Annotated in this window: 13 protein-coding genes and 1 other RNA gene; 9 read left to right on the top strand and 5 right to left on the bottom strand. The window is 38.1% G+C overall.

Going from position 1 to position 10566, the window contains the following annotated elements; translation table 11 throughout:
* On the bottom strand, positions 1-1055 hold a 1055-nt coding region (locus G6W42_RS09740; protein WP_194173843.1), incomplete at its 3' end, for a Cache 3/Cache 2 fusion domain-containing protein.
* A 507-nt stretch (positions 1056-1562) separates the two neighbouring features.
* Here G6W42_RS09740 and rnpB point away from each other — a divergent pair.
* Positions 1563-1889, top strand: an RNA gene (rnpB, locus tag G6W42_RS09735) — RNase P RNA component class A.
* Between the two features lie 100 nt (positions 1890-1989).
* Here the strand turns inward: rnpB and G6W42_RS09730 are convergent.
* The 4 genes from G6W42_RS09730 to G6W42_RS09715 are packed head-to-tail and all read right to left on the bottom strand — an operon-like array spanning position 1990 to position 4749.
* A complete protein-coding gene (locus G6W42_RS09730; protein ID WP_021085119.1) occupies positions 1990-2217 on the bottom strand; it encodes a hypothetical protein in 228 nt (75 codons plus the stop codon).
* Positions 2210-2581, bottom strand: coding sequence for a flagellar export chaperone FliS (fliS, locus tag G6W42_RS09725; protein WP_035143745.1), 372 nt, complete (start codon positions 2579-2581; stop codon positions 2210-2212). The genes G6W42_RS09730 and fliS overlap by 8 nt, the downstream gene beginning before the upstream one ends.
* Positions 2582-2590: 9 nt before the next feature.
* Entirely contained in the window at positions 2591-4351 is a 1761-nt protein-coding gene (fliD, locus tag G6W42_RS09720; protein WP_194173842.1) for a flagellar filament capping protein FliD, read from the bottom strand.
* Positions 4352-4353: 2 nt separating this feature from the next.
* The gene (locus G6W42_RS09715; protein WP_194173841.1) at positions 4354-4749 is read right to left on the bottom strand and encodes a FlaG family protein; all 396 of its coding nucleotides are present in this window, start codon (positions 4747-4749) and stop codon (positions 4354-4356) included.
* A gap of 119 nt (positions 4750-4868) precedes the next feature.
* Here G6W42_RS09715 and G6W42_RS09710 point away from each other — a divergent pair, with 119 nt between their 5' ends.
* The 8 genes from G6W42_RS09710 to G6W42_RS09675 are packed head-to-tail and all read left to right on the top strand — an operon-like array spanning position 4869 to position 10533.
* Positions 4869-5213 carry an ornithine carbamoyltransferase gene (locus tag G6W42_RS09710; protein ID WP_194173840.1) on the top strand — a complete coding sequence of 115 codons (345 nt, stop codon included), beginning with the start codon at positions 4869-4871 and terminating at the stop codon, positions 5211-5213.
* The gene (rsmD, locus tag G6W42_RS09705; RefSeq protein WP_194173839.1) at positions 5210-5776 is read left to right on the top strand and encodes a 16S rRNA (guanine(966)-N(2))-methyltransferase RsmD; all 567 of its coding nucleotides are present in this window, start codon (positions 5210-5212) and stop codon (positions 5774-5776) included. The genes G6W42_RS09710 and rsmD overlap by 4 nt, the downstream gene beginning before the upstream one ends.
* 56 nt (positions 5777-5832) lie before the next feature.
* Positions 5833-6885 (top strand): flagellar basal body P-ring protein FlgI, encoded by a 1053-nt coding sequence (locus G6W42_RS09700; protein WP_103645755.1) that lies wholly within the window; start codon positions 5833-5835, stop codon positions 6883-6885.
* Positions 6885-7184, top strand: a complete 300-nt coding sequence (locus G6W42_RS09695) for a rod-binding protein (RefSeq protein WP_002942304.1) — start codon at positions 6885-6887, stop codon at positions 7182-7184. The genes G6W42_RS09700 and G6W42_RS09695 overlap by 1 nt, the downstream gene beginning before the upstream one ends.
* A gap of 58 nt (positions 7185-7242) precedes the next feature.
* Positions 7243-7446 carry a flagellar biosynthesis anti-sigma factor FlgM gene (locus tag G6W42_RS09690; RefSeq protein ID WP_035142326.1) on the top strand — a complete coding sequence of 68 codons (204 nt, stop codon included), beginning with the start codon at positions 7243-7245 and terminating at the stop codon, positions 7444-7446.
* A gap of 16 nt (positions 7447-7462) precedes the next feature.
* Positions 7463-7894 carry a flagellar export chaperone FlgN gene (locus G6W42_RS09685; protein ID WP_002942314.1) on the top strand — a complete coding sequence of 144 codons (432 nt, stop codon included), beginning with the start codon at positions 7463-7465 and terminating at the stop codon, positions 7892-7894.
* Positions 7895-7897: 3 nt separating this feature from the next.
* Positions 7898-9769: a flagellar hook-associated protein FlgK gene (flgK, locus tag G6W42_RS09680; RefSeq protein WP_194173838.1), complete on the top strand. Its 1872-nt coding sequence runs from the start codon at positions 7898-7900 to the stop codon at positions 9767-9769.
* On the top strand, positions 9766-10533 hold the full coding sequence (locus tag G6W42_RS09675; RefSeq protein ID WP_194173837.1) for a TIGR02757 family protein: 768 nt from the start codon (positions 9766-9768) through the stop codon (positions 10531-10533). The genes flgK and G6W42_RS09675 overlap by 4 nt, the downstream gene beginning before the upstream one ends.
* The last annotated feature ends 33 nt before the right edge of the window (positions 10534-10566 follow it).

Genomic DNA, 10566 nt, shown 5'->3' with positions numbered 1-10566 from the left:
ATTTTAAGTGTAAAGTCAGATGTTATAGCATTTAAATTTGCACCCAGTCTATCAATAGGGTTTGCAACTAGCTTTTTAAGCAAGAAGATAGATACTATGATAAGAAGCAAGGTAACTATAATGCTTGCTATGATGAAGTTTTTGCTAACTACTTTTAGTGGAGTTAGAAAGTCATCAGTCACAGCTGAGCCAAGCACGATCCAGTTTAGCTTATCAAATGGCTCAAATGCAACAAGACGTTCTACGCCGTCTGCTACGATATATTCAACACCTTCTTTTGTTTTAACGACATTTTCCATAGATGTTTTTAGGCTACCACTTAGCTCTTTGCCAGCTTGTGTTGGATGGATCTCAAATTTATTAGTTTTTGTATTAAAGATAGAGAAGTATCCGCGTTCGCCTAGCTTCATTTGTGCCATTGTCTTTTGAAGGTCTTCTATACCTTCAGTAAAGTCGTAACCTATAAATAAAACTGCTACAACCTCGCCGTTTTGAATAACTGGCTCATAAACACACATATAGTTTCTGCCAAAGATGTTGATAGCTCCTATATAAGTCTCTTTATTCATCATCTTTGGATAGATCGTTTTATTTAGCATACCAAGCGCTCTACTGCCATCATCTAGTAAAAGTGAGGTAGATACAGCAGCAAATTCATTGCCTGATTTTGCAAAGATAGTTGGGATACCGCCGTTTGTTAGCTTTTTGATCTTATCAGATATCTCGTGGTTGTTGTTTAACACACCCATTTTATCTGAGATAAGCTCTAAAGCATCGTCATTTTCTGTTTTTATGGTTTGGCTAGTGGCTCTTATGTTTCCTAAAGCCTCTTTTAAGATATGCATAGATAGTTTTGCATTGTCTTGGTTGTCTTCGTCAAATAACTCAACCGTATCCATCGCAAGTGCAACATTTTGCCTGACAGTGGTTTTTACCCCCTCCTTGATCTCACGCTCCAAAACGTTTGACGTGTAAAAAACAAAGCAAGCCATACAAATGGCAAGAACTAAAGCGATGATCGCTGAGACCTTGACTAAGATGCTACGCAAATTCATCTATATCCTCCTTGGTTTAGATTTTAAGGGTTTATTATACAAATTTTTTCTCGTAAAACATATAGAATTTCGGGGAAAAATAACGAATTATAAATTTTTGTTTGCTTTATATTTATAATTATAACTTTTATGAAACTGGAGTAAAAATTTATAAAAAAATGCTATTTAAATTTGGCTTTTTAAGCAAAATTTATAGTTTTGTAAAAGCTAGATTTTTCCACTTTTATGGGGCTAAATTGTAAATTTGTATTCTTTTATTAATTTATTGTCTATTTTATTAGATTGGCTTAAGGTTTAAAGTAAAATAACAAAAAAGTTAAATTTGGAGCATTTCGCTCTTATTTTAGTAAAAAATTTTAAAAATATTAAATAAAAAAATTAATTTTATACCAAGTTGTGACAAAATTTAGGCTCAAAAATCAAAAAATTTTATAGATAAATTTGTAAAATTTTGATGAAAAATTTAGTCGCAGGGTAAATTTATATAATTTTAAATATAATCATGCTCTGGCACGGTAAGCGGTCGCTTTTGCGCCTTGCAAAAGAGGAAAGTCCGAGCTGCGATAAGACAAAGTTCCATCTAACGGATGGCTAGGGAAACCTAAGGGATAGTGTAACAGAAAGTAGACTTCCGCTTCGGCGGTAAAGGTGAAACGGCGGAGTAAGAGCCCACCGGCACGCTTGGTAACTTGCGTGGCCATATAAACCCAACTTGCAGTAAGAAGGGATGGTTTTGGTCTTATATTAAAACCCTTCGCTAGAGCTTGTTTGTAAAAGCAAGCGTAGATAAATGATCGCTCAAGACAGAACTCGGCTTAACGCCGTGCCTCCTTTAAATTTAGAGTAAATTTTAAGTAGCAAGCAGTTGGTAAATTTAAAAGATTTTCAAGACAAAACCGGCAAATATGCCGTGCCTTGAAAGTTTGAGATTAGATTAATTTTTTACGTATTTTTGAGCTTTTTGTAGTTTTGTAAGCTCGTTTTGGATGTGTGAAGATTTAGTTTTAAAAAGCTCTATCGCACCGCCGATTAGCGCTTGTGCTTCTTGAGCCGAAGCTAAGCTTTTAAACATATCTTCGCTAAAGCTTTGTGATAGTGCAGCTAGCTTTCTTGTATCTTCGTTTATTAATGCTAGCTTAAATTCATTGATCCAGCTATTCACCTGATGTTACCTCCCTCCATGCTTCTGATAACTGCTTTACGACATTTGTTACTTCATTTAGCGCTGCTATATCGTTTTGGATATTTGCCATAGCAAGAAGCTGCATCTGTCTTGTATAAAGTCCGCTAAGATAGTGAGCCACATCGCCTTGAGAATAATCAAGCGAGTTTAAAAGCTCGACAAAAATAGCGTTTGCTCTGTTTATATAATAGACTTTTTTCTCTATATCTCCAGCTTCGATCGCTTTTTTGGTGCGAAATATAAATTTCAAAATTCCGTCATAAAGCATTTCTATTAATTTAGTCGGGGACTCGATGCCCCCGAAACTCGACTGTGCGTATGCACTATATGCACTTTGATTCATTTTTCTCTCTTAGTTCTTATTGTTTAGCTCAGCATCTATCATTGATTTTAGTGTAGCAAACTGATTTTCTAAACTTGCGATGATAGCGTTATACTTGATGAAGCGCTCTTGCATCGTTGTATATTTCTCATCTAAAAGCTTTTGAGTGCTCTCTTTATTTTTAGTGATAGACTCACTCTCATCTTTTAGCTGATTTTGCATAGCGATCATCGTACCTTCTTTGCCAACAGCCCCATCAAGCATCTTGGCTAACTTTGTAAAAAGTCCATCAGTTTTTTTAGTCACTGGATTTACAGTGGCTTCGCTCATACCAAGAGTTGCTAGCGCAGAAGCTTTGCCTTTTACTTCGATATTTTCGCCATCACTTCTTTTTAAGATGATCCTCTTGCCACTTTGATCAAGGCTAGCTGTGACACCATCTATTCCAGCGTCATTTATAGCTTGTTGAAGTTTTAGAGCGTTGTCCTCAGCTGATGAGCCAGCTGCGGTTGAGAAAATAACCGACTTGCCATTTATCGTAAGATCGCCGGCTGCTATGTTTAGAGCTCCGGCGCTAACTGGAGCATTTCCCATGTGAGTTATCGGCTCAGTCTTGTTTGACCCCATGAAAAATCTCTGAATTTCCTCAGGATCTTTGCTAAGAGCAGCGTTAAATTTATTTAGATCAAGCTGAAGCTGACCATCCTTATCAGGCGTTATGCCAAATTTACTTAACGCCTTTCCTTCACTATCTTGTCCGTTTATGAGACGGCCGATGTTTGATCTAAGGCCTGAAATTTCGCTCACGCCTTGGAAGGTGCCGGCGCCTTTTTCCTCATCATAGCTTGTCGCGATGCCAAGGTTCATGGTCATTAGGTTGTAGTCTTTTATAAACTCTTCAACCGCTTTTATGACTTCGTCTGTATTTTGTGAAATGCTAACATTTGTTTTACCAACCTCATTTAGTGTTATAGTAACACCTGGCCTAAGATTATCAAATGTATTTTTATCCCTTTTAACATTTACGCCATTATATGTAAATTCTGCATCTTGTGCTTTTTGAATTCTATTTTTTTCCAAATTTGATGTCATCTTTGGTGAACCATCAGGATTTGTTAATAGTGCGCCATTCTCATCTGTGTCTTGAAACTGCGTATCATCCCAGCCAAGCTTGTCTAAAATGCCAGATGTATCATTTGAAATTTTGATAGTCTGTGTCGCACCAGTTTTGCCTGATTGAAGCATTATTTGATTTGGTTTGTCGCCACCAACATTTAAAATTCTAGCTTGCAACTTGCCACCGCTTATGTCATTTATCTTATCAACGATATCTTGATATGTTGTCGATCTTGTCACGCCGATAGAGAATTTTTGTCCATCGATCTCAACGTCAAATGAGCCAGTGCTTGTTGCGCCCACTATCTCTGAAGCTTTTTTGAAATTTTTGCTTTGAAATGTATCTTTTTGAGCAAGTTTTTGCACGTCGATACTAAAGCTTTGCACGCTAACGCCATTTGCTGCAGATGCTGTGACACTTGAGCCAGCATTGTTTGTATTTCTCTTTAGATACAAAGCCTCGCCGCCAAGTGTTTTGCCGCTCACATTTACGTTGCTAACAAGAGTTTTTAGAGCCGCAAGGTCCTTTTGTTTAAGCTCATTTTTCTCCAGCCTTGTTGTAAGTGGTTTGATCTGTCCAGCCTCATCAGCCTCTTTTAGTTTCTTGATAAGCTCGTCGTTTAGGCCGCTATTTTTTGTACCAATGCCTAAATTTGTTACGTTACCTACTGCCATTTTTAACTCTCCTTGTCAAAAAGTATTCCGATACTTTCTTTGAAATACTCGCTGATTTTTATAGCTTCTTTGCTCGGAAGCTGTGTTATCTCTTCGCCTGTTTTGGCGTCTTTTACTTGCACTACCATTAAATTTAACTTCTCGTTGTAAGCAAATCTTACATTAGTATCGAGCTGCTGCATCTGATAGTTTAGCCTATCAGTGACCTCTCTTGTTTTTCTAGCAAGATCCTCGTTGCTAAGCTTGTCAAGCTCGTTAATATCCTTTGATTTGTCGTTTTTCTCGACATTTGCACTGATATCAGTATGCTCGATAGGCCTGCTATCTATCTGACGCTGAGCTGACGTGCTCATATTCGCATCAAGCGTTTGATTTGCCGCTGCTTTGAAAATTTCCATAGTTTTACTCCTTAAAACTTACGCTAGCTCCTACATCGGTAAAATTTTAAATTCCTTTAGTATTTATATAAATTTTTGATTATTTAGGTTAAAATCGAGCAAAATTTATAGGACGGGATATGAAAATTTCATTTGAATGCGACTGCATTTTGCTGCAAAAGACCTTGCTACTTTTTTGTGGAAATTTAGCCGCTCATCATAAGGATTGTGACTTTGTAGTGAGTGACCGCGAGATCGTCACAAAAAAACCGCTATTTATAATAGGTAAGAACGCTCATCTCTCTCATCCGTTTAACAAAACCACTCTTCTTGATACGCTAGAGGAGTTTTACTCAGCCACGCAAATTTCAAAGGCAAAAGAGCCAGATCAGATAGCAAATGAAAAGAGCTTGGAGCAAAAAGTATCACTCTTAATTGATAAATTTAAAGCTGATCTGCTTGAAATTTTAAGGGCAAATCAGTGAAACTTTATACCAAAATATCAAGTGGTAAATTTAAAGGCAAAAGGCTTGAATTGCCAAGTCTAAGCACGACAAGAAGCACAAAAAGCATCGTAAAAGAGTCCTTTTTTAATGTCATTAGAGATGAAATTTACTCACTTACATTTATAGAGGGCTTTGGTGGAAGTGGCGTGATGGCAAGCGAGGCCGTTAGCAATGGAGCGCATGAAGCTATCGCTATAGAAAAAGATAGAGCCGCTTTTAAAATAACACAAAGCAACCTTGCAAGCCTGCAAAGTCCAAATTTAAAAGCGATAAATGGCGATAGCTTTGCGATTTTGCCTGATCTTATAAATTCGCAAAGTGGCAAGGCTTTACTATATCTTGATCCGCCATTTGACATAAGGGCTGGCTTTGATGATATTTACGAAAAGCTTGTAAATTTGATCTCACAGCTAAAAAAAGAGAAAATTTATATGATAGTTTTTGAGCACAACAGCGACTTTAAATTTAATGATGAAATTTCTGCGTATAAGCTTGTTAAATTTAAAAAATTTGGAGCCACTTCGCTCTCTTATTTTCAGTAAAATTTGGAACATCTTTTGCTTTAAAAACCTAAAATAGCTAAATTTTAGGAAAAAATATGAATAAATTTTTATCTTTTGTAGCAGCTTCAGTGATAGCTACTTCAGCCTTTGCTACGCAGATAAAAGAGCTTGCAAATATCGTTGGCGTTAGAGATAACCAGCTAATAGGCTATGGTTTGGTTGTCGGACTAAACGGCACAGGGGACGGTTCAACATCAAAATTTACGATCCAGTCTTTATCAAACATGCTTCAAGGCGTAAATGTCAAGATAAATCCAGACGATATAAAGTCTAAAAACGCAGCCGCTGTTATGGTAACAGCCAAGCTTCCTGCATTTGCAAGGCATGGCGATAAGCTTGATATCGAGATCTCATCTATCGGTGACGCTAAGAGCTTGCAAGGTGGCACACTTCTTATGACCCCGCTAAAAGGCGTTGATGGCGATATCTACGCTTTGGCTCAAGGACCTCTAAGCATCGGTGGCAAAAGCGCAGGCAGAACCGGTGGCAATCACCCAACAGTTGGCACTATCTTAAATGGTGCCCTTGTGGAGCGCGAGGTTACTTATGATATCTATAATCAAGATAGCATAAAGCTAAGCCTAAAAGATACAAACTTTAAAACCGCTCTTGATATCCAAAACGCCATAAATGCCAACATCTCAGACGATACCGCAAAGGCGATCGATCCAAGAACGGTCATCGTTAAAAAGCCAGATGATGTTAGTATCATCGAGCTTGCAAGTGCGGTGCTTGACCTTGACGTGGAATATAAGCCAGATGAGAAGATCGTAGTTGATGAGAGAACTGGCACGATAGTTAGTGGCATAAACGCTGTGGTTAGTCCAGTTGTTATAACTCACGGCGCAATTACAATAAAGATAGAGCCAAACAGCTACGAAGAGGCAGCGCAAAATGATGTAAATATAGGTAGCGACACCTCGGTGGCTCCTAGTCAAAATTTACTTAAAATTTCAGGCGAAAAAACAACCGTCGCAAATGTAACAAGAGCGCTAAACAAGCTTGGAGCAACACCAAGCGACATCATCTCGATACTTGAAAATTTAAAACGAGTTGGCGCGATACAAGTCGATCTGGAGATAATATAATGCAAATAGACAACACCTTAGCACTAAATTCGTATAACGACATCTCAGCAAACAAGATAAAAAATGCAAATGCCAAACAAGATGCACTTTTGAAAGAGCAAACTGATGCTTTTGAAGCATTTATGGTAAAAGCTGTTCTTGATATCGCTTTAAAAGAAGATGATAAGAACTCACTCTATCCAAAAGCCGCTGGCAGCGACATTTACAGGTCTATGTATAACGACGCTATGAGCAAAGCTTTGAGTGGAAATTTAGGTTTTTCAGAACTTTTATACGATTTTTTAAAGAGAGACTCTTAAGTAAATTTATATTTTGCCGATGTAGTGATATAAACATTTTATTTTAAGAGGTATGGATATGATAACTCCTTTGAACCAAAGACCAAACTACCAGGCAAATACGCTAAATAAAAATAGCGATGCTAGAGTTGAAAATGAAAACAAAGAAGTAAAAACAAACGAAAACGCAAGAGTAAAAGAGATAGCTGATGCAATAGCAAATGGCACCTATCAGGTAGATATCTCTAAAACAGCTAAAGCTGTGGCTGATGCGTTGCTCTAAATTTAAAGGAATTTAAATGATAAAGAAGCTTTTGGACGAGGCCATAGGCGAGCTAGACGAGCTTATAAATTTAACGATGCAAGATATCGCCAACATAAAAGAAGCGAAGCACTCAAGCGTTGATGAGAGCGTGAAGAAGAAAAATGCTCTCGTGCGCGCTTTTGAAGATACCAAAAGAGCTTTGGATAAAGAGCTATTAAGGGTTTCAAAAGAGAGTGGCACTACGACACTTGCAAGCGTTTTAGATGATGAAGTGAAGTCAAAGCTAGTGCTTATGCGTTCAAAGCTTGAAATTTTGCATAAAGTAAATAAAGAATATGCAAGACACGTCGTTGTTGTTAAGGAGTTTTTTGACTCGCTTAGCAAAAAAGTCTTTGGTACTCAGACTAATGAATACGGACAAGACGGTAGCGGCACAGATAATAATTTTTACAAATCAAGGGTTTAACAAATGGCTAATATCTTTATGTCATTAGGCACAGGCGTTTCAGGGCTAAATGCAGCCCAAGTGCAAATAAGCACAACTGGAAACAACATCACAAACGCCGATAGTAACTACTATACAAGACAGCGTGTAGTCCAGTCAGCATCTCCAGCGATGAACACTGTCCCTGGTGGCGTTGGCACAGGTACGCAAGTAGATACTGTGACAAGACTTCACGATGAGTTTGCCTATTCAAGACTAAAATATTCATCATCAAATTTAGAAAATACAGGCTATAAACAAAGAATTTTACAAGAGGCGACAAAATACTTCCCAGACCTAAAAGATAACGGCATGGTAAAAGATATACAGGAGTATTTTGCTGCGTGGAATAACTTTGCTTCAAACCCAGACGAGGGCGCTCAAAAGGTAAATTTGATAAACAAAGCTAGCGTTTTAACAGCTAGCATCAATCGCTCATCAAAGATGCTTTATGATATGCACACACAGATAGATGAGACTATAAAGATAAATATAAACGAGATAAACTCACTTGGCAAGCAAATAGCAAATATCAATAAGCAAATTCAAAGAGTGGAGTCAGGCGCAGACGCTGGCATCAAGATAAATGCAAACGACCTTCGTGACAAGCGCGATGAGCTCGAGCTTGCTATGTCAAAGCTAGTAAATACAGCTGTTTATAAAAGCGATCTAAAAAGCGAGTCAAGGATAGATACAGGCATAAGCGATCAAGGAAGATACTACAACCTAAATATCGGCGGTGTGAGCATCGTTGATGGCGTAAATTTTCATGAAATTTCTATGAGCTCAACCGAGAGTGGGCAATACACGAAAATTTATTATGAAAGAGAAGATGGCAGACGCATCCCTATGGAGGAGAAGATCACAAATGGCAAAATAGGCGCTGCACTTGATCTTAGAGGCCGTAACTACGAGCCAGATAATGATAAATTTAGCGATGGTATCATCCAAAAATATATCGACAATCTAAATACATTTTCAAAGACTTTAATAACTAGCACAAACAACGTCTATGCCGAGTCTGCGGTTGAAATTTCAAACTCAGATCCGATCAGCTACCTAGAAAACGACAAGACGCTGATGAACCACGATAACAGCATAAGAAACGGCAGTTTTGATGCTATCGTTTATGACAATAAGGGTAATGTCGTAGCCAAAAAGACTATCGAGATAAATGGCACAACGACGATGAACGATACAAAATACGGCAACTCTGTTGTGCAGGATTTTAACTCAAATTCAGACGATAACAACGACAACAACATGCTAAATGACGTTGATGACTTCTTTGAAGCGTCATATTTTTATGATAAAAACACGCATCAAGGCACATTTGCGCTCATACCAAAGCAAGCTCAAGGGCTTTATAGTATCTCAATAGTCGATCACGGCACAAATTTCCCAGGTGTTGTTGGTATCAACAGATTTTTCTCTGGCACAAACTCAAATACAATAGGCATCAATCAAAATTTCATCCAAGATCACACAAAACTTCGTGCCTACTCAAAGCCAGTTGTCGGAAACAACGAAGTTGCAAACAAGATGATCCAGCTTCAGTATCAAAAGCAGACATTTTACTCAAGTGGCACTGCACTTGATAGAGATGAGACGATCGAGGGCTATTACCGATATTTCACGACCGATATGGCGAGCGATACCGAGGCGAACAACACTATCCACGACACAAATACATCTTTGCAAAGGACTGCCGAAGAGGAGTTTCAATCAACAAGTGGTGTAGATACCAACGAAGAGCTTACAAATTTGATCCGCTTTCAAGCGAGCTACGGCGCAGCTGCAAAGATCATCACGACCGTTGATCAGATGCTTGACACGCTTCTTTCACTAAAACAATGAGCGAGCTAAAGAGTCTTTTAGACGCACACGTACTTAGCAAAAATACAAATTCGGGGCTATTTGACGCCCCGGACCCACTTCAAGTAGCTACTAAATTTAAAGAGCCAAACATAGCTCTCATTTGTGCGTTATTTGCCTATGGCAACGCAAAAATGATAGTGAAATTTCTAAATTCGCTTGAATTTAGCCTGCTTGATGAGAGTGAGCAAAATATCAAGAAAAATCTGACAAATTTCAAATACCGCTTTCAAAATGAAAACGACGTAAAAGAAATTTTCATCACACTTTCGCGCCTGAAAAAAGAGGGCAACATAGAAGAAATTTTACGCCAAGGTCTTGCAAAAAACGGCGAGATGATAGAGGGCGTAAATGAGCTTATTAAATTTATTTATGAGCTAAATTCTTACCGCTCAGACGGATATGAGTTTTTCTTTGGCAAGAGCTTTAGCAAAGAGCCACAAAGTCCATATAAACGCTACAATATGTATCTTCGCTGGATGGTGCGAGATAGCGACATCGATCTTGGGCTATTTAAAAATCTGCCAAAAGATAGACTTTTGATGCCACTTGACGTGCATACGCATAGGGTTTCGTTAAATTTAGGGCTTATAAATAGAAAGAGCTACGACTTCAAAGCGGTCATGGAGCTTACAAAAAAACTTAGAGAATTTGACGAGCTAGACCCGATAAAATACGACTTTGCGCTTTACAGGATAGGGCAGAGCAAAGAGCTAGAAACTATCGTAAAAAATCTTAAAAAATAAAAATTATTGCTAAATTTCTAAATTTAGGATAGA

Source organism: Campylobacter concisus (assembly GCF_015230015.1).
Classification (GTDB): Bacteria; Campylobacterota; Campylobacteria; order Campylobacterales; family Campylobacteraceae; genus Campylobacter_A; species Campylobacter_A concisus_AF.
The sequence above is the reverse complement of the archived record's forward strand: the minus strand, read 5'-3'. Positions and strand labels throughout refer to the sequence as shown.

Bases quoted from the DNA above. Each gene is read 5' to 3' on its own strand.
- G6W42_RS09675 (WP_194173837.1), top strand. From the start codon at position 9,766: ATGAGCGAGCTAAAGAGTCTTTTAGACGCACACGTACTTAGCAAAAAT.
- G6W42_RS09715 (WP_194173841.1), bottom strand. From the start codon at position 4,749: ATGGAAATTTTCAAAGCAGCGGCAAATCAAACGCTTGATGCGAATATG.
- fliD (WP_194173842.1), bottom strand. From the start codon at position 4,351: ATGGCAGTAGGTAACGTAACAAATTTAGGCATTGGTACAAAAAATAGC.
- G6W42_RS09710 (WP_194173840.1), top strand. From the start codon at position 4,869: ATGAAAATTTCATTTGAATGCGACTGCATTTTGCTGCAAAAGACCTTG.
- G6W42_RS09690 (WP_035142326.1), top strand. From the start codon at position 7,243: ATGATAACTCCTTTGAACCAAAGACCAAACTACCAGGCAAATACGCTA.
- G6W42_RS09700 (WP_103645755.1), top strand. From the start codon at position 5,833: ATGAATAAATTTTTATCTTTTGTAGCAGCTTCAGTGATAGCTACTTCA.
- flgK (WP_194173838.1), top strand. From the start codon at position 7,898: ATGGCTAATATCTTTATGTCATTAGGCACAGGCGTTTCAGGGCTAAAT.
- fliS (WP_035143745.1), bottom strand. From the start codon at position 2,581: ATGAATCAAAGTGCATATAGTGCATACGCACAGTCGAGTTTCGGGGGC.
- G6W42_RS09685 (WP_002942314.1), top strand. From the start codon at position 7,463: ATGATAAAGAAGCTTTTGGACGAGGCCATAGGCGAGCTAGACGAGCTT.
- G6W42_RS09695 (WP_002942304.1), top strand. From the start codon at position 6,885: ATGCAAATAGACAACACCTTAGCACTAAATTCGTATAACGACATCTCA.